We start from the raw sequence: 22,905 nt of genomic DNA on the forward strand, positions 1-22,905 counted from the left end.
CTTATGTATATTATACTAGACGAATAAATTGAAAAATGGACATTTTTAGAATATATGTCTACTTTTTGGAGGAACACCGTGTGGAAAAGAATTTATTGGCGCTATGGCAAGCTCTCCCTTCTGGAGAAGTAAAAAAAGAGAAAATAGTAGAAGTCCTCGATTTAAGTGCCAAGCAAGCCACCCGCTATATCAGGAAGTGGGCAGCTGAGGGTTGGTTTACTTACACTTCAGGACGCGGAAGAGGCAATTCATCGGAGTTGCATTGGCTGAAAAACGTGGAAGAAATATACGAAGAACAGCTCATGGAAATCATTGAACAGGAAGCAGTTGAAACAAGCAGTAAGTATTTAATGTATGACTGGTCAATTGACAGTAAAATCCGCCTCATCAATAAATTTCGTTCAAAATTCGGCTTTTTTCAAAATACCAGTGATGCCGACAAATTAATCATTCCGAGAAAATATGCAGTTACAACCATGCATCCGTTGAAAGCGGCCGATATTCAAAGCGCCAACGTTGTAGCAACGATTTATAATCGGCTCGTCGCTATAGATGCAACAGGCATGGTTTCGCCTGAACTGGCCCATAGCTGGGATATATCTGGAACCAAATTGAGAATATATTTAAAAAAAGATGTGAAATTCCATGATGGTTCTGTACTGACGGCTGAAGATGTGGCGGATTGCTTGAATCGCCTGCGTACTCATATCCATTTCAAAGAATTATGGGAGCCGATTAAAAAGATCCAGGCAGTTGGTCCTTTAGTGGTTGATTTTGATTTTCCTGCCGGCTGCAGTTATTGCCTTCAAATGCTGGGATTGATGAACTCGAGTATTTATAAAGAAAGCCAAGGGCAGTTGATTGGAACCGGTAGTTTTTACGCTGATAATAGCCATAGTCTCAAGACCGTTTTACATGCTTTTAAGGATTATTTCGGCGAACGGCCTTTATTGGATCGGGTCGAGTTTGTACAAGTTCCAAGCGACTTTGATTTTGTCTATCGTTCAGCGACACCATTAGATTCGGACAAAACGTTTTTGGTCGAGAGCGACTCAGGAGTTGGAGTTGTCATCATGAACGCCTTTCGAAAATCGGATATAGGCAGAAAAGAAATCCGGGATTACCTCCATTGGATCATTGCAAAATACCGCCATGAAATTATCCACTACAGTTCCCGCGCTTTGCCTAATCATCAAAGCATGCTTGTTGGGCAAAATCAGCGTTATGAAGTCCGGGAAGTCCAACCCCCTGATTTTACGAAGCCACTCGTCATTAAAACGACGGACTATTTGGAAAAAGCTACTGAATGGATTCAATCCATCTTTGAAAAAGAAAAGATTCCATTCGAAATCCAGTGTTTGCCATTCGAAGAAATGCTATTCGATAACGGGAAAGACCAGAAGGCCGATTTATTTATCCGAGGTGAAGTATTTGAAATGAACCAAAATTTCTCTTTTTACCATTTTCTCAAAAACGGCAATTCCCCACTGGCGAATATGATCAATGCAGACGAGAATATAAGCCAATTGTTAGAGGAATATGTACATACTCCTTTTGAGAAATGGCTTCCCTTAAATTTAAGAGTTGAAAAAGCATTGATGGATTCTTCTATTCTGATTCCGCTTTATTACGAAAAACGCCAAATCCCTTTTTCTGCTGACTTGATGAATATCAATATCAGCCATTTTGGATATGTGGACTTTTCCAAACTATGGGTTCGGCCCCATATTGGCGGATAAGGATTTTTCATGAAAACTCATCAGGGGAATCTTGCCAGTTACTTAATTAAGGTGAAGTTCAATTGACAGGGTTCTTCATCCCCACTTTCTGTTAAAGTAAAATAAATATAAACTGCAAACTTTTTTGTAAGAGAATGGAGGAATTTGTATGGAAATATATCGCGCCGGTCTTGAAGATGTTGAACGTGTGGCTCTATTATTTGATTTGTATCGGCAGTTTTACAATCAGCCCGCTGATTTAAAAAGTGCAACAGCGTACATATCAGCAAGATTAGAAAAAGGCGAATCCGTCATATTCATTGCCGATAATGCCGGAGTTCCCGCAGGCTTTACTCAGCTTTATCCCGCCTTTTCATCGATTTCCTTGAAAAGAACTTGGATATTGAACGATTTATATGTGGACCCCGCTTTTCGAAAGCAAGGTGTGGGAGAACTCCTTCTGCAAAAAGCCAAGGAATATGCCCTTGAAACAGAGGCGATTAGCATCTGCCTTAGCACAGCCACTGATAATGCAGCCGCACAAAGGCTCTATAAAAAGAATGGCTATATACTGGACACAAAATATTGCCAATATGAGTTGCCTTTAAAGCTTTAATTATTTCAATCACAATAGGAGCGATATCATGAAGCCAAAAATGAAGAAAAGTAATTTGATGAACCGGGCAGATATTTGGAATGCGGTCATTTTCGAAATCAGCAGCCATGATTTCCCTTCGGTAAATCCTCTTATAAATGAAAGTTTTCTGGCTTTCCAGTATTATTCTGAAATCGAAAGCGGCGGCCATGAAATCTTGCTTAATTGGGTTCAGGCCTATATTCGGGAGGTTGGAATCACTATTTACTTGAATGATTTGACGGCTGCTTTGGAGAAGATTGGTGCTCATGACTACGCACAGATTGAAAAGAAATATGGTGTAGAACTGTGGCATACGTTTACGGCTTTGGAAAATGGCGAAATTCAAGAAGATGTATTTTATGAGCTGATTGAAAAAGCAGACAGTGAATATTCTGCTCTCGGCGGTAAATTGGAACAGCAATTGGAAGTTTATTTCGTAGACATTCATACGGAGTTGTTTGAGATCAGTTGATTTAATCTGGATAATCTATATATATCTACACTGCATATAAAAATAAAAACAGTTCCCTCACTGGAACTGTTTTTTTCTTATTCTGATTTTCCACAATTCTGCCAAATATAATAAACAAATCTCACTTGCTTGCCGTTTAAATGGATTTCTTCATCCATAGCTTCCATTAGCTTGAATCCGTTTCTTTCCAAGACTTTTTGAGAAGCCTTATTATCTGCAGTAGTTTTGGCTCTTATCTGCTGAATATTTAAATCGTCGGCTGCTTCAAGCAACAATCTGACTGCCCGGCTTGCAATTCCTTGGCCAGTATATAATTGTCCCACTCGGTATCCCAAATATCCGGTTTTGTTTGGTTTATCTATATCTGCCAGATTAAGGCGTCCTAAAATGGACCCTTCTTTGTTTTTTATCAGATAAAAAACAGAATCCCCTGCCGATTGCTCTCTTAGCAGATTGTTATGATGTTGCTCAAACACATTTCGCTTATAATAATCATCTCCCCGGCTAGGTACCTTCTCTTCAAAAAAACTTCTATTTTCTATTTCAAATCAAATAGCGGATCTGAATCAGCAGCATCCAATTTCTCTAATGTTATTTCCATTTTTCCACTTCCTGCTTCACCATAATAACTATATTGTAAGCTCCAGAAATTCTTTTCCTGTTATAAGTTTCTTTTTATTTTTGCTCGAGAATGCATTTCCACCATTTTTCTAAGCAAGGTTTCTATTTGGCTTCCATCTGTAATCTGGCCAAGAATCCATTCGATCTCTTCCATCACCAGCTCACTGATTTGCGAAGCAGCTTCTGCGTGATGTCTTGTGGTCATCAGGTTGAATATCTCTTCTACTTTCAATAAGACTTCAGGCGGCAATGAATTGCTGAGGGTCTTCAATCCCAAACGAGCCCGCTGTGGTGCATATTTATAAAGCAGCACTCTCGCCAAATGATCCATAACGCTCGACAGCATTTTCACAGCCCAGATATCATTTCCTCGGCCAGCAGCTTTTTTATATTGGAACAAAAACCATGCAACATCCATCACATCATCCCGGTATTCATTTTCATCCAGTTCCAGGCTCTGAGTTTCTGTGAATCTTTCCATTAACCCATCAGGGTCATAGAGCACTTTAAAATAATCTTTTTCCGTAAATTTGTCTGGAGTTATTGTAAACAAATCGACATGCAAAAGATCGTCAAATACAGCAATAATTTGAGGGGCAATAATGAAAATATCGTCTTGAAAAATAATCGGACGGTATGCTTGTAAATGCTGCAAGCGATTCTCCAAAAACCGTGTGGCGTTTTCTTCGTCAACGAGGCAATAAAGATCGACATCGGAATGCTCATCATATTCACTTCTGCCCATGGATCCTTTTAGATATATCGCCCGAATAGATGGATCATTTTTTAAACTTGAACAAATTTTTTGGACTGCTAGTTCCTGTGGCAACATGGCTTTTCCTGCTTTCATTGGTATATTGGTCAGTTAAAAATCCCTTGGCTTCTTTGCCCAATAAGCGGGGCGCTTGATGGCTTCCGGTAATTTTGTGTTGCAATCCCCGATGGCCGCATTGGCCTGGACCTGCGTCACAAAAAGGGCCGTGGATAAATCCGCTCCGCTTATATCTGCATCCCGAAAATCAGCGCCAATCACATCCGCTGTTCTCAAATCCGCTTGCCGCAAATTCGCCGCTATGAAATAAGCTCCTCGAAAATCAATGCCCTTCAAGTCGGCTCCTTTTAATTCCGCTCCCATCAAGTCTGCGTTCCGCCGGTTCATTTTTTTGCTTTTCCGTCCTTTGTTCCGTTTTAATGCATCCGCTCTTTCCAGTTCGCTTACTTTTACCAACAAGTCATTCACCCGCGCACGGTGGGCAGGAATATCCAGCTCTTTAAGTTCCTGTGATTTCAGAAAAGTCAGCTGTTCTGTTTTGTGCATCATTTCTTCCAGTTCATTATGCATTTGTTTGGCTTTTTCCTGTTTCATGGCATCAGCCAGGTACCACAGCATTTCGTGCAGCTGGGTCATGATCGGAAACACGGTAAACATCTCTTTTGCCGTATCTGGATTGTTTCGCCAATCTTTTCCCTTGAACGTCACTTGGGACACTTTTTGGCCTGAGCCATAGCAGTCGAATACCGTGCAGCCTTTAAAACCGCTTCGCCGAAGCTCCGGATGAATGCTGCAGCGGAAATCTGATTGCAGATTCGGGCAAGGGACACCAGCCGCTTTATCAAAAGCAAAATCTGCAGACGCCATATAAGAAAGGCCCACGCAGCATAGAGCGAAACAATTGCCGCAATCAGCCCTTAGCTTTTTCTGCATAGCCCCAAGGTCTTCTTTATCTCGTTGCGAATCGTTTTTCATCATGATTTCCACTCCTTTTGTTGATAATCATAGACAAAGGGATTGATGAGTCCAAAAGCGAAAAAAGCGAGAAGCATGGAAGTTATAATCGGTTCTCCTCCCAATCCCGCCGAAATATATGAGCTGTATTGCTAGATAGACCACAAAGGCCGATAAAGAGATACCGTAAAATTTTAAATCTATTTTCTAAGGGTGAAATAATGATTGTCCGCAGTAAAACCAGAGGCGTGATGCCAAGAGTATAGAATAAAGGATGCAGAAGCGTAAATACGCCAAAAGTTTCGAGAAATTTATAATTGCGCATAATAGTATTGCTCTTCAAACAGGGTTTTATTGCCATTTTCCGATAGATATATCTTTATTATAAGGTATACTGATAATAATTAAATGAAAATTTTGATTAACCAAAATCCCCCTGGTTTTTCTATAAGCGACAGGAGAATGACAAGCAATGATCAATCCAATTTAAACTTCCCCTAATTAAAGTATTTCCATTTTGATAATTGGGGGATGAAAAATGAAACTGAATAAAAATTTCCATTTACTAGTGTTCGGACAATCATTGGCGAATGTCGGAGACGTTTTATATATTGTCAGCATCATCAGTCTGGTATTTGAGCTGACCGGAAAAGCTGCTGCTGCTGCAGTTGTGCCATTTGCCATTACGTCTGCCATGTTTGTTTCGAACTTATTGATACCGCTCTTGATGGAGAGATTCCGTTTGAACAGGCTTCTGGCCGGGTCTCAAATCGGCAAAACAATTCTATTGCTTTCTATGGCATTAATTTTTCCAGCCCTTTCAACATCAAATTATTGGATTTTGTTTTTATTCATAAGTGGAATCGCTCTACTAGACGGCTGTGCAAATCCTGTACGGTCGGCACTGATTCCTTTTTATGTCCATGAATCCTTGCTGTTAAAAGCTAACGGACTTACGGAAACCGTTACCCAAACCATACAGACAACCGTGTGGTTTGTCGGCGGCCTGGTCCTGCTCGCCATCACTCCTTTTCAATTGATTTGGTTTGTTGGCGGATTATTTATGCTGGCCAGTTTGCTTATGTGTATGCTGCCACACGTGAAGTATCACCCACCTGCGGAAAGAGGAATTTGGCAGCAAGTTACGGCTGGCTGGCAAACTGTTTCAAGGACGCCTGTATTAAAACGGCTAGCATGGATGGATTTCCTCGAAACTTTTGCCGGGACTGTTTGGATTGCAGCTATCCTATATGTTTTTGTAAACAGTGCTTTGTCAGCCAATGACAGCTGGTGGGGATTTATCAACGGCTCTTTCTTTGTAGGCTTGATTGCAGGAAGTGTAATTTGCTTGAAATACGCTTCAACTGTTGAACGGAATCTCAGTTTATTCATTGTATGCGGGGCTTTCGGCAGCATGCTTGCCACTTGGTTCTTCAGCTTGAATAGCATCCCGCTGCTTGCTTTGGTTTTGTCCGGCCTGGTTGGATTATTCAGCCAGCTTAAAAATATTCCACAGCAATCGCTTGTCCAGACTAGTGTGCCAAAAGAGCAATTGCCTGCCGTCTTTGCTTCACTTTCAGCTATCGGAACCGGAACATTCGGTGTGTCTTCTTTATTGATGGGTGTTTTAGCTGATGTCTTCGGCGTTCGCAGTGTTTTTATAATATCTGCATTATTATTAGCCGTGGTGACCGGTATCGCTTATAAAGGAAAAGCTCATTTGTATCGTACCGCATCAGAATAATACTCAGTAAAAAAGAGATGCCTTTACGTTCAGGCATCTCTTTTTTTCAAATTATTTACGTTTTCCAGCAGCTTCTTCCTGAATCGCTTCAGCTAAATGCTTCGTGCAGTTGTAAAGCGTGCATTCCCATCTGCTTTCAACATTCTCCAAAATCGTGATCGAAGTATTATGTAAGTTTGTTTTAGTGAAACGTTCAGGCAACAGGCTTTTCAATGTGGAGCCGATCAACGCACCATGGCTGACCATTAAAATTCGCTTGCCGGGATAGTTAACCAAAGCTGTTTCAACGGCCTTTCGCCCTCTTTGTGCTCCTTCTTCTTTCTTCTCCATTCCAAGATCCAATGTCCGCCAATCCGTGCCCCATTTTTGGATGCGTTCTCCTTCTGTCGTCCCTTCAATTTGGCCGCCTGACAATTCGCGGATAAGAGGCTCAAAATGGCTGATAGACATGCCAAGTTTTGCAGCAATGATTTCCGCTGTTTCTCTTGCGCGTATCAAATCACTTGATAGGATGACATCCCATGGCTCTTCTTGTGCGAGACGGTCAGCAATGGCACGGGCTTGCTCTCTTCCTGTTTCGTTTAATGGAATATCAGAACTGCCTTGCGCTATTCGTTGGATGTTCCAATCAGTTATACCGTGTCTAACAAATCCGATTGTAGTCATTTCCATTTCCCCTTTTATTGTATTGAACACTATCATACTGCAATTTTTACCGAGATGTCGATGGAAGTTCATCCAAAAATCGGTCTAGTTCTTTACTGAAAAGTTCGGCTTCTTCAAGAAACGGATAGTGATTGCTTTCCCCGAAAACAATTAACTTTGAAAATGGTATTTCTTCTTTCATTTCCACAGAATAGCTTAATGGACATTGTACATCATGTTTGCCGCATAAGATTAAGGTAGGGGCGGAGATTAAATGCAATTTTCTTGTCACATCATAAATTTGAAGTTCCCGGTTAAAAAAATTCAAACGGGCAGCTGATATCGATTTTGTGATGGATAAATGGAATAAATCACTGTATCGTTCCGGTTTGAATAAAGATAATTTTGTGCGTTCCTCTGATAGTTCTTTTCGTTTTTCTTCTGTTAAATCCGAGCGCTTTAATTGCTCAATTAAATCCTGCATTTTTTGATATTGCAGATGACGGGGATTGTAAATGCAGTCCTCCGAAAATGTCGCATACTCTCTTGCTGCCGCTCCAGTAAGGAGGGCGAACGCCAAACTTTTCGAGAAATAGATTCCATACATCACACCCAGCATCCCACCAGTAGAATGTCCGGCAAATCCCCATTGCTTGAATCCAAGTGCCACCCTTATGGCTTCCAGATCGAAAACTGCTTCCAGCATACTTAATTGAAAAGGTTCATGGGCTTTTTCCGAATTTCCTGCTTCCCGCAAATTCACTAAATATACTGTATGTGTTTTGGTAAAACTTTCTGCATAGTAATCGCCACTGTCATTAAAAACAGAGTAAAGATGGGTAACACAAAGCGGTTCTCCTTGCCCTTTTATAAACACTTCGTAATTGCCGCGTGCTGTAGCAATTATGGCTTGCTTCCATTTCCCCATAGAACAGTTCCTCCAATTTAGGATAATAAATGGGTTCTAACATTTTGCTTCAACCCTTTCTTGCTATAGAAAAACCCGGCATCCAGATGCCGGGTTCCTCATTACACGCCCATTTTCCGCCGTGTATTATTCACTTTTTTTGTTTGCTGGCTCTTCATCTTTTTCGTTTCAAGTGAAGCGCCGCTGCCGCCTTTATTGTTTGCGGCCTGATTTTTCTTAGCTTCCAGCTGGCGTTTAACCGCTTCCTGCAAACTTACTTTTTTAGGAGTTTCATTTGTTTCCGTCATATTCATCCCTCTTTTCTTTTTAGACTATCAATTTCGGATGTTTGAATGACTTTCATTATAACACAATATGTTCCATTTTTATTGCTTATTTTCTTTGAACCACTGGCTCACTTGCGAAAAGAATTTAGCCATTGAATTGGCATTCGACATGTTCGGTACACGTGCCAACAAGACTTCCTTCGGCGCTTTGATGCCTTCTTTTTTCTTTTGCAGAATTAAAATACCTTTAGCATAAGCTGAGTTTTTGAATAAGCTGTCTGGCAGTTCCATGACTGACTGGATATAAGCCGTCTTTTTCAAGAAAGCATGCAATTGTCCAGCTTGAGGCGATTCAAATAAGGCTTTCGGAATAACGAAGAATAAATAGCCGCCATCCACTGTATGTTTCAATGACTGTTCAATAAATAAGTGATGGGCATAAGACAGGCCTTCTTCTGCTTTCAACTCATAAGTTCCCGCTATTTCTTCATCCGGATAATAGCCAACCGGCAAGTCAGCGACTACTGAATCCACTGGATCAATCAGTAAAGGCTGCAAGGCATCCTGGCGGTAGAAAGTGACCGGCTGCTCGACCAAATCGGCTGTTGAAGCTGCCAATCGGATCAGCAAATCGTCGATTTCAACACCAGCTCCGTTAATACGGCCATCCAGATAATTCATCACCGTCAATAGCAAATTGCCCGTTCCAAGCGCTGGATCAAGTAGCGTGAATTCTTTTTCTTTCACAAAAAGTTCAACTAAATAACCGATTAAAAGGCCAAGCGCATCCGGCGTCATCTGGTGATGGGGCTGGACATGTTCTTTCATGCCTTTTAAAACGGCCAGCTGGATCGCTTTTCGGACATCTTCTTTGCCAGCTTGCTCCACAGGTTTAATATGACCATCCAGCCATGTCTCTGTTGTTTCCAGTAAACTCTCCAAATACGGCAGATCCTGCTCTTTCTGCATTTCTGTCGCATGCTGATCAATAAAATTAAACACTTTTTCCATTGCTGAATTCATTTATTATCCGTCCTCAATAAGGAAACCCACTCTGCAGGAGTGGGTTTCTTGTATTAGTTTGTTAATGCCTTAACGGCTTCAATTGCTTTATCGTAATCCGGATGATCCGTTCCTTCAGGCACATATTCCACGTAGGCGACTTTGTCATTTTCATCGATGACGAAAATCGACCGTGCCAATAAACGAAGCTCCTGCATGGCAACACCGTATTCTTCACCAAAAGACAAATCGCGGTGGTCGGATAGCAGCTTAATGCCATTCGTGCCGTTTTCTTCAGCCCAGCGTTTTTGAGCAAATGGAAGATCTGCTGAAATCGTCAATACTTCCACATCTTCACCGAGTGTTGCCGCTTCCTGGTCAAAACGTTTTGACTGCAACGAGCAAACACCGGTATCAAGTGAAGGAACTACACTGATCAAACGAACTTTCCCTGTCGTATCCTGCAAGGTTACCGGGCTTAAATCATTTGCCAGAACTTTGAATTCTGGAGCCTGGTCTCCCACTTTAACTTCTTTGCCTGGCAAAGTCACAGGATTTTGCTTGAATGTAATTTGTACCAATAATAACGCCTCCCTTTCAACATACCCTTATCTTACTAGAACGTTTCGGCCTCTTGCAACTCAGACCCTTCAGAACGTTTTTTCTCAAACAGAATTTGTTTGCGGTATGTCTCTTCATGGATGACTGTCGTATCTGCTACAAAGTCATGGATTCCTTGCTTCAACTTTGTAAAACCGACAATCCAGTATAAAGGCAGGATGGTAGCAGAGATAAAACGGCCAATCCACTCACGGAACAATAACGTCCCCCAGGACAGCTTTTCTTCTTTTAAAGATACGACACGCAGCCCTAAAATCATTTTGCCTACAGTCTGTTCAAAAAACTTAGTCATCAATACGAAGTAGGCATAGAAAGCGATAGCGGAAATGATGGCGTAAGGGGCGTACCAAGTATTGCCGGTGGTTTCTAAACCGACCAATAAAAATATCGGTTTAATTAAAATCGAAGTGGCGGAAGCAATGATCAAAAGGTCGATCAAGTATGCCCAGAACCGCACCCAAAAGCCAGCAGGCTTGCGTTCATAAAACATCACTTCTTTATATTCCGGCTCGACAGGGCGATTGTTCTGCATATTTTCCACAGCATGCGTTTCATTATCCATATGATTTGTCATAATTATCGCCCCTCCTTATTTTTCACCATACAAATACATCATCCGCGGCGAACTATTTTCGGTAAGCAATTTAGTGATCATTTGAGACTCCAGGTCTTTGCCAAACAATGAATTCAGCTTCATTGAGAACAGTGATCCAAGCCCTTGGGATGCTCCGTATTCAAACACTTCTGCGTCTTCCAAGTTGAAATCAGTGCGAAGTGCTGATAAAACATCGTCTTCAAAACCGAAATCATCCGCCAGATTTGCTTCTACTGCTTGGCGTCCGTTCATAATGCGCCCATCTGCAAGCTTTCTAACCTGTTCTTCAGGCATATCCCGCCCTTCAGCAATTACGTCAACAAATGACTCGTAGGAATCATCAAGCATTTCCTGCAAGAGGGCTTGTTCATCCGCAGTCATCTCACGTGTCGGATTTCCAATGTCCTTGAACGGTCCGGACTTGATCGTTACAAACTCCACACCATACTTCTCTGCCAGTTTTCCGTAATTGACCGTTTGCATAATAACGCCAAGAGAACCTGTCATCGTTTCACGGTTAACGAAAATTTTGTCAGCCGGAGCTGAAATATAGTAACCTCCGGAAGCTGCCGTAGCGCCCATGGATACGTAGAAAGGTTTTTTTGTTTCTTCCTGGATTTCTGTGATTTTATCATGGATTTCTGCTGATTCTACTACTCCGCCGCCTGGCGAGTTGACTTTCAGCATGACTGCTTTTACCGTATTGTCATTTTTCACCTGCTCTAATTGCTCCATGAACAAGCCGTGGTTATAGCCAGTCGGCCCCAGCAAGGCAGAAGCTTCACCCGTGTCCTGGATGGTTCCTTCTACATTCAAAACTGCAATCCGGTTATTAAAGTCACCTTCTTCAATCACTTGCTCGGAAACAGCAGTTTCCGTCGTAGCCAGCAAATCATCTACTCCGGTGCCAAGGCTGCTCTGGAAAATCGCAAATGCCGAATTGATGACCAATGATATTCCCAAAATAGCTGCTGCAACTACCAATGCTATCCATCTCTTTGTATTCATTTATCATTTGACCTCCTTTTTTTCTCTCTCTTTATTATACGGGTATCTTGTACAAATGTTTCATTTTACGTCGGATGAATCAATGCTGGGCATTCAACTTCTCTTTTTTCATGCCACGTGCTTCCAAAACTTTCGATGTCGTAAAGATGATCAATGCCACCCAAATAAATGAAAATGAAATAGCGTCGATCCGATCGAATGATTCACCGTAAACCAATACGCCCAGAAGGAGCATCAATGTCGGTGCGATGTATTGTAAAAATCCAATCATATACATCGGGATTAACGGAGCCCCTGTGGCAAATAAAACCAAAGGCAACGCTGTAGCGGCACCGCTGATGATAAGCAGAATGTCCGTCGAAATTCCTTCGTTCAAGAAAGATGCCTGGCTGGTGGAAAATAGATAAATATAATAGATAATCGCAAGCGGCAAAACAAATAAGGTTTCGAGAGCCAGTCCACGCAGCGCGTCCAACTTTATTGTCTTTTTGATCAAGCCGTAAAATGCAAAACTTAAAGCCATCCCAATAGCTAGCCATGGCAAAGTGCCGTATGATGCCGTCAAGATGCCCACACCGATTGCCGCAAGAACAAAAGCGAATTTAATGGCAGGCGATAATTTTTCTTTTAAAAAGAAAACACCCAAAAGCATCGATACAAGCGGATTGATGTAATAGCCCAAACTCGTTTCGACCATCCGGTCGTTAGTGACGGCAAATATATACAAAAACCAGTTGGCGGTTATCAAATAAGAGGCCAGCATTAACATAAAGAATGTCTTTTTGGATTGCCATAAACTTTTCAAGTCGGTAATCAATTGTTTTCCGCCATTTATCACAATGATAAACAAAACCGTCAACACGAAAGCCCATAGAATGCGGGACGTCAATATTTCGTCACTCGGCACATGGTCGACCAGTTTCCAGTAAATCGGTAAAATTCCCCATATGGCGTATGTTAAAATTGTATACAATATGCCTTTTTTCTCTGCTGCCATCTCTCTCTTCTCACCATTCTTCCTTTATTTTGTTTCTCGAAATAATAGAACTATTATATGCCTGTCTAATTCTAAAGTAAACAATCGAAAAAAGCAGCCAGTTTGCACCGGCCGCCCTTGCATTTTGAGGAGATGTCCGAAAATTATTTCAACTTCCGTTACTTATTCGCTCTTCCGCCAGACTTGTCACCAATGTCTGCCTGGTGCGGAATGACATAACATCCTCTAGTTTCTTGATATTTTATCAAACTCTTTTTCTTACTTTCTTGCTTGTTCTTTTTGGCGCAATTCGACGCGCCGTATTTTTCCCGATGCGGTTTTGGGCAATTCCTCCAAAAACTCGATCGCTCTTGGATACTTATAAGGAGCTGTCAGTTCTTTCACATGATCCTGCAAGCTTTTGACGAGTTCATCGGAAGGCTCATTGCCTGGAACCAAAACTACAAATGCTTTAACGATGGTTCCGCGGATTTCGTCAGGCGCACCGATTACCGCACACTCCTGGACTGCAGAGTGTTTGACGAGGGCATCTTCCACTTCGAACGGTCCAATTGTATACCCGGAGGAAATGATGATATCATCGCCTCTTCCTTCAAACCAGAAATAGCCGTCATCGTCTTTCGATGCCTTGTCCCCTGTCACATAGTATTCACCGCGGAACTGCATTTTCGTGCGTTCATCATCTTTGAAATACCCTTTGAACAATGCCGGTGTAGTGACATGGACAGCGATGTCCCCTACTTCGCCGACTTCTGCAGGTTTACCGTACTCATCGATGATCTCCACACGGTTTCCTGGTGTTGGTTTGCCCATTGAACCGATTCGGATATCCATGCCTTTCATAACGCCTACAAGCAAGGTGTTTTCTGTCTGGCCATAGCCGTCCCGGACTTCAAGGCCGAAGTTTTCTTTAAATACATTGATCACTTCTGCATTTAACGGTTCTCCGGCAGAAACTGCGCTATGCAAAGCTTTTAAATTGAATGAAGCAAGATTTTTCTGTTTCGCCATTATACGATACTCAGTTGGTGTACAGCATAAAACATTGATTTCGCGGCGTTCCAAAATCTGCAGATAAACTTCCGGATCGAATTTGCCATTATAGACAAATCCGGTTGCTCCACTGCCTAAAGTTGCAAGGAACGGGCTCCAGATCCATTTTTGCCATCCTGGACTGGCTGTCGCCCAAACCAAATCGCCTTCTTTTGCACCGAGCCAATGCTCAGCAGAAGTGCGCAGATGCGCATAAGCCCAGCCATGGCTATGTACCGCGCCTTTTGGATTTCCTGTCGTTCCCGAGGTATAAGACAAAAACGCCATATCGTCATTTCGTGTATCAGCCATTTGATAAACGTCAGAAGCTGATTCCATTTCTTCCGTCAAAGAAATCCAGGACTGATCGGAATGGCCGATGACGAATTTAATGACGTTTTTCATTTCTTCTACTTCATTGAATTGATCCATGAATGGCTCATATGCAATGACGGCTTTTGCATTGCTGTGATTCAAGCGGTATGAAATGTCTTTTGCACGCAGCATTTCAGAACTTGGAATCACAACCAAGCCCGCTTTCAATGCGCCGATATAGGCGACGTACGCTTCAATTAAGCGTGGAACCATCACCAGGACGATATCTCCTTTTATCAATCCTGCTTTTTCAAAACTGTTCGCTGCCTTATTGGCACGAAGGATCAGTTCATCATATGTAACTTGCTGGGAATCTCCTTTTTCATTTTCCCAAATAATCGCCAGTTTGCCCTCGCCTGTCGCAAATTTCTCAATTTCTTCGACTAGATTATAATTTTCCGGCGCCAGTAATTCTTCACTTCTCATTATGTATCCCCCTTATTTGAGTGATAGACCTTATACTTCTAATATTATACAGGAAGATTTTCATTATTCAAAATCGTTATAAAAAAATAAAAACAGCTGCAGGTAAAATTAAGCTTTTATCTGCAGCTGTCAGTGCTATATATTTACAGCAAGTCTTCAAACTTCGCTTCTTTCACCCGTGGAAATTTAAGGGTTTCCCGTTCTTTTACCGCTTCTTGAATCAAGTTATCAAACGATACAAATTTCTCGTAGTATTCAACTTTCTCAAGCTTAGGTTTTGTTTTGGGATTTGCAGGCGTAAAGATTGTACAGCAATCTTCATATGGACGGATGGAAATGTCATACGTACCAATTTGCTGTGCCGTTTCAATGATGTCCAGCTTGTCCATCGCGATTAACGGACGCAGAACTGGCGTATTCGTCACAGCATTGATGGCATGCAGCGATTCTAAAGTTTGGCTGGCCACTTGTCCGAGGCTTTCTCCTGTAATGATCGCTTGGCTTTTGGTTTCAGCTACCAGCAGATCCGCAACACGCATCATCATCCGGCGTGTCGATGTCATCGTAATATTATCCGGCACTTGTTTATGAACTTCCTGCTGCAGTTTCGTAAACGGAATGATATGCAAATTGACCGACGAACCGAATTGGCTCAACTTATCCGCCAAATCCATCACTTTTTCTTTTGCACGCTCATTGGTGAAGGGGGGACTGAAGAAATGTATTAACTCCAACCTTACCCCTCGTTTCAGCATATGGTAACCGGCAACTGGGCTGTCGATGCCGCCGGACAGCATCAACAACGCTTTTCCTCCTGCTCCGACCGGCAAGCCGCCAGCACCAGGAATAACTTCCGCCATCATATACGCTGCTTCTTCACGGATTTCCACTTTTAGTTCAATATCCGGATTTTTCATTTGAACAGTCAGCTCTGGAAAGTTGCGAAGCACATAGGAGCCGATTTGCTGCGTGATTTCAGGCTTTTCATATGGAAAGTCTTTATTTGGCCGCTTTACCGACACTTTAAAACTTTTGTTTTGGCGATTTACTTTATTGATTACAGCAATCGCTGCTTGCTTCATCGCATCGAAATTCAATTCGGACTGAGTTACCGGGCTGAACGATTGGATGCCAAAAACCTTTGGCAATCTTTCCAATACTTTTTCCATATCCTCTCCATCTTCCGAATAGATAAACATCCGGTCACGCTCGGCTTTGATGCGGACACTTTCCAAATCCGAAAAAGTCTGGCGGACGTTATCCCGCAGCCGTCCGATAAATGAATTGCGGTTTTTTCCTTTGGTTGATAATTCCCCGTAACGGACGAGGACTTGATTTGTTTTCATGCTGTTTAAACTCCTTTGATTACCTGTCGATTTATTAAACCAAGCGGTAAACCCGCTCAAATGCTTTTTTCAATTCTTCTATATCCTGTGCAGTTGTAAACGCGCCAAAGCTAATGCGGATAACGCCTGCTTTAAACTCACGGGATACACCGATAGCTTCAATCACATGGCTGGTTTGCTTGCTTTTAGATGAGCATGCGCTGGACGTCGACACAATGATCGATTCTTGCTGTAGACCTGTTACCAGAATCTCGCCTTTCAAACCTTTAAGTGCAATCGCTAATATATGCGGCGCTGCAGTTTCCGGACTGATTATTCTAACCCCGTTGAACCTCTTGAAGAATGTCCGAAGCTCTTTGTTCCATTCAGCATATTCAGGCTTCGGTTCCGCTAAGCGCAAGGCTTTTGCCATTGCCACTGCTTGTGGCACGGCTACTGTACCGCTTCGCAAGCCGAATTCCTGCCCGCCTCCGTAAAGAATCGGCTGCAGCTCCACTTGATTGAACGCCAACACTCCACAGCCTTTCAGCCCATGGATTTTATGGCCTGAGATGCTCAATAAATCCGGCATGGAATCAACAGGAAGCTTGATTTTTCCAATGCTTTGAACAGCATCTACATGGAATAAAGCACGGGATCCATTCAGAAGCTTTTTGATTTCTGCAATCGGATGGATTGTGCCGATTTCATTGTTAACATGCATCAAGCTTACAAGAATCGTATCTTGTCTAAGCGCGTTGTTCAACTCATTCAAATCGATGGAACCTGAACTATTGACCTGCAAACGCGTAATATCAAATCCCTGGTCTTCTAATGCTGCTAAGCTATTCAACACAGATGGATGCTCGGTAACAGCTGTTATGATATGTTTCCCCCGATGTTGATAAGCTTTAGCAACACCGATTAATGCTAAATTATTCGATTCAGTTCCACCGGATGTAAAGACGGCATGCTCCATCTTTAGTAGCAGCTGAATCTGGGCGCGGGCCCGTTCCAATAAATCCTCTGAATCGTTTCCCATTCGGTGAATCGAAGCCGGATTTGCGTAATATTGCTCGTTGACCGCGACAAATGTATCGAGCACTTCTTTACGAGGTTTGGTTGTTGCACTATTATCCAAATAAATCATTTTATCCACCTCCGAAAAGAAAACCACCAGCACGGGAGCTGGTGGTTTTCTTTTTGATTTTAAACTCGCCACGCCTCTTCTTTGACCAGTACTTCAATACGTTTCATTGAACCTGGCTCAAAGCTTTCGACTGCTGTAGCTGCCTCTTCTAATGCTTTCGTATACCGGAGCTGCCTGAACGACTCTTCCGCTTCCCGCAGCTTAGCGTTCATCTGTGGATTCGTTTTGCGGTAACGGTTGCCGTATTGGATGATCCGCTCAATCAACAGCACGTTTTCAATCATTTCTTTTGCTTTTTCTTCTACGTCTTCGATGCATTTCTCAGCTTTCACCAAGTAATTATCGACCAATTTCATATTCAATGGAACTTCCTGTAAGCCTTGCATCGCGACAAACAAATGCTCTTCCGCTTCTTCAAGCCGGACATCCATTTCTTCTGGAATGCCTGGTGTGTTGGCTTTATGCAGCATTCTGTCTGTTTCCTGCAACTGGCGCTTCAAGTCTTCCACTTTTGTGCGGGCTTCGTTTTCATCAATCCGTAAACTCTTCAGCGAGTTTGTAAAGTCGTGCTGGATCACATCGATTTTTGCAAGCTCTTCTCGGATAAGAATGAGTTCTTCCTCCAAGCTGGAATAAGCGGAATGCTCTTCTTCCGAACGGGATTTCAGCAAGTCGAAACGCTGCTGCAGATCTTCGAGGGTATGCAAGCATTTTTTTGGAATGGCTGCATCGCTTTCAGGAATTTTATAGCTCTGCTGGACCACTACGCATTCATCATACATATCACGAGTATCACGTGTAATCAGTTCCAAGTGACGCGCTGTTTCCGCTTTATGCTGATCCACATAATGTTTTGCTTTGACTTCTTTTTCAAGAAGCTCATAAAACGAATCAATGCGTACTTTCATCGCTTCGGCTTTTTCTTTTGCCTCAGCGATATTCAGGTCCGCAATATTCTGTTTCATCACAACCAGCTCTTGCTCCATGTCATCTAATTGGTTCGTCAATTCCAAGTGATTCAGATAATAAGACTGGCTTTCCATTTCCCGGATTCCATTGCGCAATTCATTGATATAGGATGGTATTTTCGACTGGATATCCGTTAATAGAGGCGGGATATCATCAATCAAAGAGAAAACATATTCTCCTTCATCCGATAAGCCCATAACAATTTCCCGGGCTTTCAGATAATTTCCTTGCTCTGTCAATTGATCGTATTCGGCAAATAGCGGGGAGAATGATTCCAGTCTCTTTTCAAGAGGAACAGCCGCTGCTCCATATGAATGCTGATGAGCCAATAAGTTTTTCCGCGCCAGGCGGTAATGGTCTCTCATCATATCCATTTCGCTGCGGTTTTTCTCTTCGCTGCCGATCAATTCTTCAAGTTCACTTAAGATTTCGTTCATCTGGCGGTCTACGTCGTCGATGCGGACTTCAATATCATTTTCAATTTCTGTAGCTTTTCCGAATCTGAAGCGGTCAATCGCATCTTCTGCATCAAAGAGAGAAGCGTCGATTTTCGGAATATGTACATCCATGATTTCTGTCCATATGTCACGCCAGCGCTCGAACATCTCTTCTGTCTGGCCATTCATGTTCAATTGTTTCACTTTTGTCAATTCTTCGAGTATCGGTTTGTTTTGTATTTGCAGTTTTAACTGTTCCAAGCGTTCAATTTCCGCGTTGTGCTTCTTGCGAAACAAAAAGCCGACGATAATTACCGCTAATAGAATGATGACCGCAATGATGATATACTTCATCATAAGTCATATAGCCCCCTGTTCCAAAATCACATTTCCTCTTCTATATAAATGTTTTACATGATTCTACTATTTTAACATGTATTCTACTCTTTTGTTTGTGAAAATAGAAGAAAAGAGATAAATATTTTCAACCATTAAAAGAAAGCTGGTGTTTTTATGAAAAGAGATGGACATATCCACACCCCTTTTTGCCCTCATGGCACTAAAGACAAGCTGCATGCCTACATAGAAAAAGCGATTAAATCCGGTTTTGGCGATATTTCCTTTACCGAACACGCTCCCCTCCCCTCTTCTTTCACTGATCCGACTCCTGACAAAGACAGTGGGATGAGTTTAGAAGATATGCGCCCTTATCTAGACGCTATTAGAAAGGCAAAAGATGCATATAAAAATGACATTTTCATCCGCGTTGGATTGGAAGTGGATTATATCGCCGGTTATGAGGCCGAAACCCGTTCCTTCCTGGAAGAATACGGCCCCTCTCTCGACGATTCTATTTTATCGGTTCACTTCCTTCGTGTAAACGATGAGTACCTGTGTATGGATTATAGCAGTGACGAATTTATGAAGCTTGCCCGAAAAGCAGGATCAGTTCAAACCGTCTATGATTTATACTACGATACTGTAGAAGCTTCAATAACAGCCAATCTTGGCCAATATAAACCCAAAAGAATCGGCCATCCAACACTTGTCCATAAATTCCAGCTGGCGCATAAGGAAAAAATAGATGATTCCCATCGCATTGAAGGCGTTCTTGAAAAAATCGCTAAAGCCGGCTATGAAATGGACTTGAACGGAGCCGGCTATTCCAAACCGGATTGCCAGGAATCCTATCCGCCAGTAAAATTCATACCTATTGCCAAATCACTCGGAATCCCGCTTGTATTCGGTTCAGACGCACATAGCGTAAATGGCTTGCATATGCATTACGACAAACTTTATAATTAAAAAAGCACAAGTGCCCAAACAATCTTTCGGCGCTGGATTTTTAGTCCTATAAATAAAAAAACGAAATGAGGCATATCATGTTCACTCAAACCAGTTACAGCGGCACTAGCATAGAACAATACACGCTGTTAAGCAAACAGTTAAACGCTTTGTTGGAAGGCGAAACCAATATTGTCGCTAATTTAAGCAACGCTTCAGCATTGCTTAACCAATTCTTAGAACAGATCAATTGGGTCGGTTTTTATTTGATGGAAGACGGTGAACTTGTACTTGGCCCATTCCAAGGCCTTCCTGCCTGTGTCCGGATTCAAGTAGGAAAAGGGGTTTGCGGCACTGCGGTTTCTGAAAAGAAAACCATGCTCGTCGAAGACGTTCATGCTTTCCCTGGACACATTGCCTGCGACGCAGCTTCTCAGTCCGAAATTGTCATTCCATTGATCAAAGACGGTGAAGTGATTGGTGTTCTCGATATCGATAGTCCGGAACTCAGCCGCTTTACGAAAGAAGACCAAGAAGGACTCGAGCTGTTTACAGAAGTATTATTAAAGCATCTTTAACATAATTAAAACGTCCGGACCTCCTATTGGAAGGTCCGGGCGTTTTTTTATGCTTTCTGCAATTTTGCTTTTATCGTTTCGAACGCTTTTGCCAAGTCCGCGGTCAAATCATCTACATGTTCAAGTCCGATTGATAGCCGCATCAGCGATTCCGTAATCCCCATCGCTTCCCTGCTCTTTTGCGGAACTACTGCATGAGTCATTGAAGCCGGGTGCTGAATAAGCGTTTCAGCATCTCCCAGGCTGACTGCAATCTTGATCAGCGATAGCGCGTTCATAAATGCCTGGGCTTCTTTCTTGCCGCCTTCAATTTCAAATGAAATCAATCCCCCGCCGTCACGCATTTGGCGTTTTGCAATATCCACTTGTGGATGATTGTCATCAAAGGGGTAGTAAATCTTCTTCACCAGCGGTTCTTGTTTCAGGAACTCCAGCACTTGCTTGGCATTCGAATTGTGCCGGTCCATCCTGACATGGAGAGTTTTCATGCCGCGAAGCAAAAGCCAGGCATCAAACGGCGACATAATGCCACCGACATCTTTCTGGACAGTCATTCGGATCTGCTGCATTTCGTCTGCGTCTTTGCCGATCAATATTCCGCCCACCACATCCCCATGGCCATTCAAATATTTAGTGGCGCTGTGCAAAACAAAATCCGCTCCTATTTGTAAAGGATTCTGCAGATAAGGGGAACTGAAAGTATTATCCACCACCACTCGCAGTCCTCGCCTTGCAGCCACTGCACAGACCGCTTCCAGGTCCACAATTTCCATAGTCGGATTGATCGGAGTTTCCACATAAATACATACGGTTTCCGGACGCAATGCCTCTTCGATTTCCTGTTCAGTAGTCATGGAAACCAAATTGTGCGTGATGCCGTACTTCTCTTCCATCATTTCCAGCAAGCCGAAGGTACAGCCGTAAATCCCCCGGGAACAAAGAACGTGGTCGCCAGCTTTTGTCAAATGAATCAGTATTGCACTTACAGATGCCATCCCTGAGCCAAATGCAAGCGCCCCTTCTCCGTACTCAATTTCCGTCATCCGTTCTTCCAGTACCCGGACTGTCGGATTTCCGAGGCGGGAATAAATATTTCCTTCACAGGTTCCAGCAAAACGGTCTTCGCCTTCTTCCGCAGTAGCAAACGAAAATGTGGACGTCTGATAAAGCGGAGTCGCTAAGCTGTCGTGATGAAGAGAACTTTTATAGCCTTTATGAATTACAGCCGTCTCCAAATTAATCGTTTTTTTGTTCATTGTTATACACCCCTTATCCAAAATAGAAAGCGCTTACATCCATCTATTATCATTTTACCTTGAATAGCAAAAAAAGGAAAGCTCCCTCTTCTCGGAGCCGAGTATAACTATTGACTTTTAAGCAAGCGTCCGGTTATACTATAGTTTGTGTAAAATAATCGCAGCAGTTGTATGTGCGGGTCTGTCCATTTTATTCCTATATAAGTAGGTGTATCGCGTAACTCTTGGCTGCTGAGCGAAGGTACAAGAATATAAAATGGCTTACAGCATGAATACATCTGGTTTTTATTTTACTTCAAAAACCAAAAACAGAGGAGGAGACATACATGTCTCGTTATACAGGTCCAGCATGGAAACAGTCTCGCCGTCTAGGAGTTTCTCTTAGCGGAACAGGCAAAGAATTAGAAAAACGCCCTTACGCACCAGGTCAACACGGTGCTAACCAACGCAGAAAAGTTTCTGAATACGGTTTGCAACTTCAAGAAAAACAAAAACTTCGTTTCATGTTTGGTGTAAACGAACGCCAATTTAAAACTTTATTCAACAAAGCTGGTAAAATGCCAGGTAAACACGGTGAAAACTTCATGATCTTGCTTGAAGCTCGCCTTGATAACGTTGTTTATCGTTTAGGTCTTGCGCGCACTCGCCGCCAAGCTCGCCAATTGGTAAACCACGGCCACATCCTTGTTGATGGCAAACGCGTTGACATCCCGTCATACAGCGTGAAACCAGGTCAAACAATCGCTTTCCGCGAACGTTCAAACAACCTTGATGTAGTTAACGAAGCAATCGAAGTAAGCAACTTCGTACCTGAATATGTATCATTCGACGCTGACAACAAAGTAGGTACTTTTGTACGCTACCCAGAGCGCAGCGAATTGTCTGCTGAAATCAGCGAACAATTGATCGTTGAGTACTACTCTCGTTAATAAAAGTGCTTAGTAAAAGATAGTATTTAAAACCCTGAAAACCTTGTTAAATCAATGGTTTCAGGGTTTTTTCTATTTATCTATTTTTCGTAATACATCGGACTAGATCGTTCTTTTGGGGAACATTTTTGGATGGGCAAATAATAAGTGGACAGGCGCTCATC

23 protein-coding genes are annotated in these 22,905 nt (G+C 42.5%); 7 read left to right on the forward strand and 16 right to left on the reverse strand.

Going from position 1 to position 22,905, the window contains the following annotated elements:
* The first annotated feature begins 80 nt into the window (after positions 1–80).
* The 3 genes from AC3AQ9_RS06995 (at position 81) to AC3AQ9_RS07005 (ending at position 2,827) form a co-directional block, all read left to right on the forward strand.
* Positions 81–1,739 (forward strand): ABC transporter substrate-binding protein, encoded by a 1,659-nt coding sequence (locus tag AC3AQ9_RS06995; RefSeq protein WP_488306700.1) that lies wholly within the window; start codon positions 81–83, stop codon positions 1,737–1,739.
* A 148-nt stretch (positions 1,740–1,887) separates the two neighbouring features.
* The gene (locus tag AC3AQ9_RS07000; RefSeq protein ID WP_488306701.1) at positions 1,888–2,334 is read left to right on the forward strand and encodes a GNAT family N-acetyltransferase; all 447 of its coding nucleotides are present in this window, start codon (positions 1,888–1,890) and stop codon (positions 2,332–2,334) included.
* A gap of 28 nt (positions 2,335–2,362) precedes the next feature.
* On the forward strand, positions 2,363–2,827 hold the full coding sequence (locus tag AC3AQ9_RS07005) for a DMP19 family protein (protein ID WP_488306702.1): 465 nt from the start codon (positions 2,363–2,365) through the stop codon (positions 2,825–2,827).
* 77 nt (positions 2,828–2,904) lie between these two features.
* Here the strand turns inward: AC3AQ9_RS07005 and AC3AQ9_RS07010 are convergent, their stop codons facing one another.
* The 3 genes from AC3AQ9_RS07010 to AC3AQ9_RS07020 form a co-directional block, all read right to left on the reverse strand.
* Entirely contained in the window at positions 2,905–3,303 is a 399-nt protein-coding gene (locus AC3AQ9_RS07010; protein ID WP_488306703.1) for a GNAT family N-acetyltransferase, read from the reverse strand.
* A 185-nt stretch (positions 3,304–3,488) separates the two neighbouring features.
* Positions 3,489–4,280 carry an aminoglycoside 6-adenylyltransferase gene (locus AC3AQ9_RS07015; RefSeq protein ID WP_488306704.1) on the reverse strand — a complete coding sequence of 264 codons (792 nt, stop codon included), beginning with the start codon at positions 4,278–4,280 and terminating at the stop codon, positions 3,489–3,491.
* Between the two features lie 33 nt (positions 4,281–4,313).
* Positions 4,314–5,198, reverse strand: a complete 885-nt coding sequence (locus AC3AQ9_RS07020) for a pentapeptide repeat-containing protein (RefSeq protein ID WP_488306705.1) — start codon at positions 5,196–5,198, stop codon at positions 4,314–4,316.
* Positions 5,199–5,712: 514 nt separating this feature from the next.
* Between AC3AQ9_RS07020 and AC3AQ9_RS07025 the strand changes: the two genes are divergently transcribed.
* The gene (locus AC3AQ9_RS07025) at positions 5,713–6,918 is read left to right on the forward strand and encodes an MFS transporter (protein WP_488306706.1); all 1,206 of its coding nucleotides are present in this window, start codon (positions 5,713–5,715) and stop codon (positions 6,916–6,918) included.
* Positions 6,919–6,969: 51 nt separating this feature from the next.
* On the opposite strand, the gene AC3AQ9_RS07030 is transcribed toward AC3AQ9_RS07025, so the two are convergent.
* The 12 genes from AC3AQ9_RS07030 to ezrA form a co-directional block, all read right to left on the reverse strand.
* Positions 6,970–7,584, reverse strand: a complete 615-nt coding sequence (locus tag AC3AQ9_RS07030) for a histidine phosphatase family protein (protein ID WP_488306707.1) — start codon at positions 7,582–7,584, stop codon at positions 6,970–6,972.
* Positions 7,585–7,630: 46 nt separating this feature from the next.
* Complete coding sequence (locus AC3AQ9_RS07035) at positions 7,631–8,491, reverse strand: alpha/beta fold hydrolase (protein WP_488306708.1); 861 nt, start codon at positions 8,489–8,491, stop codon at positions 7,631–7,633.
* A 101-nt stretch (positions 8,492–8,592) separates the two neighbouring features.
* Complete coding sequence (locus AC3AQ9_RS07040) at positions 8,593–8,778, reverse strand: hypothetical protein (protein WP_488306709.1); 186 nt, start codon at positions 8,776–8,778, stop codon at positions 8,593–8,595.
* Positions 8,779–8,856: 78 nt separating this feature from the next.
* Positions 8,857–9,780, reverse strand: a complete 924-nt coding sequence (locus tag AC3AQ9_RS07045) for a class I SAM-dependent methyltransferase (protein ID WP_488306710.1) — start codon at positions 9,778–9,780, stop codon at positions 8,857–8,859.
* A gap of 53 nt (positions 9,781–9,833) precedes the next feature.
* Positions 9,834–10,340 (reverse strand): thiol peroxidase, encoded by a 507-nt coding sequence (gene tpx, locus AC3AQ9_RS07050; RefSeq protein WP_488306711.1) that lies wholly within the window; start codon positions 10,338–10,340, stop codon positions 9,834–9,836.
* Positions 10,341–10,375: 35 nt separating this feature from the next.
* A complete protein-coding gene (locus AC3AQ9_RS07055; RefSeq protein WP_488306712.1) occupies positions 10,376–10,954 on the reverse strand; it encodes an RDD family protein in 579 nt (192 codons plus the stop codon).
* 15 nt (positions 10,955–10,969) lie between these two features.
* Positions 10,970–11,983 (reverse strand): signal peptide peptidase SppA, encoded by a 1,014-nt coding sequence (gene sppA / locus AC3AQ9_RS07060; protein WP_488306713.1) that lies wholly within the window; start codon positions 11,981–11,983, stop codon positions 10,970–10,972.
* Between the two features lie 79 nt (positions 11,984–12,062).
* Positions 12,063–12,980, reverse strand: a complete 918-nt coding sequence (rarD, locus tag AC3AQ9_RS07065) for an EamA family transporter RarD (RefSeq protein WP_488306714.1) — start codon at positions 12,978–12,980, stop codon at positions 12,063–12,065.
* Positions 12,981–13,238: 258 nt separating this feature from the next.
* On the reverse strand, positions 13,239–14,813 hold the full coding sequence (gene mbcS / locus AC3AQ9_RS07070; RefSeq protein ID WP_488306715.1) for an acyl-CoA synthetase MbcS: 1,575 nt from the start codon (positions 14,811–14,813) through the stop codon (positions 13,239–13,241).
* Between the two features lie 143 nt (positions 14,814–14,956).
* Positions 14,957–16,159, reverse strand: coding sequence for a tRNA uracil 4-sulfurtransferase ThiI (gene thiI, locus AC3AQ9_RS07075; protein WP_488306716.1), 1,203 nt, complete (start codon positions 16,157–16,159; stop codon positions 14,957–14,959).
* 34 nt (positions 16,160–16,193) lie between these two features.
* Positions 16,194–17,288 carry a cysteine desulfurase family protein gene (locus AC3AQ9_RS07080; RefSeq protein ID WP_488306717.1) on the reverse strand — a complete coding sequence of 365 codons (1,095 nt, stop codon included), beginning with the start codon at positions 17,286–17,288 and terminating at the stop codon, positions 16,194–16,196.
* A 59-nt stretch (positions 17,289–17,347) separates the two neighbouring features.
* Positions 17,348–19,051 (reverse strand): septation ring formation regulator EzrA, encoded by a 1,704-nt coding sequence (ezrA, locus tag AC3AQ9_RS07085; protein WP_488306718.1) that lies wholly within the window; start codon positions 19,049–19,051, stop codon positions 17,348–17,350.
* 156 nt (positions 19,052–19,207) lie between these two features.
* Between ezrA and hisJ the strand changes: the two genes are divergently transcribed.
* Positions 19,208–19,999: a histidinol-phosphatase HisJ gene (gene hisJ / locus AC3AQ9_RS07090; RefSeq protein WP_488306719.1), complete on the forward strand. Its 792-nt coding sequence runs from the start codon at positions 19,208–19,210 to the stop codon at positions 19,997–19,999.
* A 77-nt stretch (positions 20,000–20,076) separates the two neighbouring features.
* Positions 20,077–20,556: a free L-methionine (R)-S-oxide reductase MsrC gene (msrC, locus tag AC3AQ9_RS07095; RefSeq protein WP_488306720.1), complete on the forward strand. Its 480-nt coding sequence runs from the start codon at positions 20,077–20,079 to the stop codon at positions 20,554–20,556.
* A 47-nt stretch (positions 20,557–20,603) separates the two neighbouring features.
* Here msrC and megL read toward each other — a convergent pair whose 3' ends face one another.
* Entirely contained in the window at positions 20,604–21,812 is a 1,209-nt protein-coding gene (gene megL / locus AC3AQ9_RS07100; protein WP_488306721.1) for a methionine gamma-lyase, read from the reverse strand.
* 326 nt (positions 21,813–22,138) lie between these two features.
* Between megL and rpsD the strand changes: the two genes are divergently transcribed.
* Positions 22,139–22,741 (forward strand): 30S ribosomal protein S4, encoded by a 603-nt coding sequence (rpsD, locus tag AC3AQ9_RS07105; protein WP_488306722.1) that lies wholly within the window; start codon positions 22,139–22,141, stop codon positions 22,739–22,741.
* Positions 22,742–22,905: the final 164 nt, after the last annotated feature.

Source organism: Planococcus sp. VCh962 (assembly GCF_057748275.1).

Bases quoted from the DNA above. Each gene is read 5' to 3' on its own strand.
- AC3AQ9_RS07000 (WP_488306701.1), top strand. From the start codon at position 1,888: ATGGAAATATATCGCGCCGGTCTTGAAGATGTTGAACGTGTGGCTCTA.
- AC3AQ9_RS07005 (WP_488306702.1), top strand. From the start codon at position 2,363: ATGAAGCCAAAAATGAAGAAAAGTAATTTGATGAACCGGGCAGATATT.
- AC3AQ9_RS07015 (WP_488306704.1), bottom strand. From the start codon at position 4,280: ATGTTGCCACAGGAACTAGCAGTCCAAAAAATTTGTTCAAGTTTAAAA.
- AC3AQ9_RS07020 (WP_488306705.1), bottom strand. From the start codon at position 5,198: ATGATGAAAAACGATTCGCAACGAGATAAAGAAGACCTTGGGGCTATG.
- AC3AQ9_RS07025 (WP_488306706.1), top strand. From the start codon at position 5,713: ATGAAACTGAATAAAAATTTCCATTTACTAGTGTTCGGACAATCATTG.
- AC3AQ9_RS07030 (WP_488306707.1), bottom strand. From the start codon at position 7,584: ATGACTACAATCGGATTTGTTAGACACGGTATAACTGATTGGAACATC.
- AC3AQ9_RS07035 (WP_488306708.1), bottom strand. From the start codon at position 8,491: ATGGGGAAATGGAAGCAAGCCATAATTGCTACAGCACGCGGCAATTAC.
- AC3AQ9_RS07040 (WP_488306709.1), bottom strand. From the start codon at position 8,778: ATGACGGAAACAAATGAAACTCCTAAAAAAGTAAGTTTGCAGGAAGCG.
- AC3AQ9_RS07045 (WP_488306710.1), bottom strand. From the start codon at position 9,780: ATGAATTCAGCAATGGAAAAAGTGTTTAATTTTATTGATCAGCATGCG.
- AC3AQ9_RS07055 (WP_488306712.1), bottom strand. From the start codon at position 10,954: ATGACAAATCATATGGATAATGAAACGCATGCTGTGGAAAATATGCAG.
- sppA (WP_488306713.1), bottom strand. From the start codon at position 11,983: ATGAATACAAAGAGATGGATAGCATTGGTAGTTGCAGCAGCTATTTTG.
- rarD (WP_488306714.1), bottom strand. From the start codon at position 12,980: ATGGCAGCAGAGAAAAAAGGCATATTGTATACAATTTTAACATACGCC.
- mbcS (WP_488306715.1), bottom strand. From the start codon at position 14,813: ATGAGAAGTGAAGAATTACTGGCGCCGGAAAATTATAATCTAGTCGAA.
- thiI (WP_488306716.1), bottom strand. From the start codon at position 16,159: ATGAAAACAAATCAAGTCCTCGTCCGTTACGGGGAATTATCAACCAAA.
- AC3AQ9_RS07080 (WP_488306717.1), bottom strand. From the start codon at position 17,288: ATGATTTATTTGGATAATAGTGCAACAACCAAACCTCGTAAAGAAGTG.
- ezrA (WP_488306718.1), bottom strand. From the start codon at position 19,051: ATGATGAAGTATATCATCATTGCGGTCATCATTCTATTAGCGGTAATT.
- hisJ (WP_488306719.1), top strand. From the start codon at position 19,208: ATGAAAAGAGATGGACATATCCACACCCCTTTTTGCCCTCATGGCACT.
- msrC (WP_488306720.1), top strand. From the start codon at position 20,077: ATGTTCACTCAAACCAGTTACAGCGGCACTAGCATAGAACAATACACG.
- megL (WP_488306721.1), bottom strand. From the start codon at position 21,812: ATGAACAAAAAAACGATTAATTTGGAGACGGCTGTAATTCATAAAGGC.
- rpsD (WP_488306722.1), top strand. From the start codon at position 22,139: ATGTCTCGTTATACAGGTCCAGCATGGAAACAGTCTCGCCGTCTAGGA.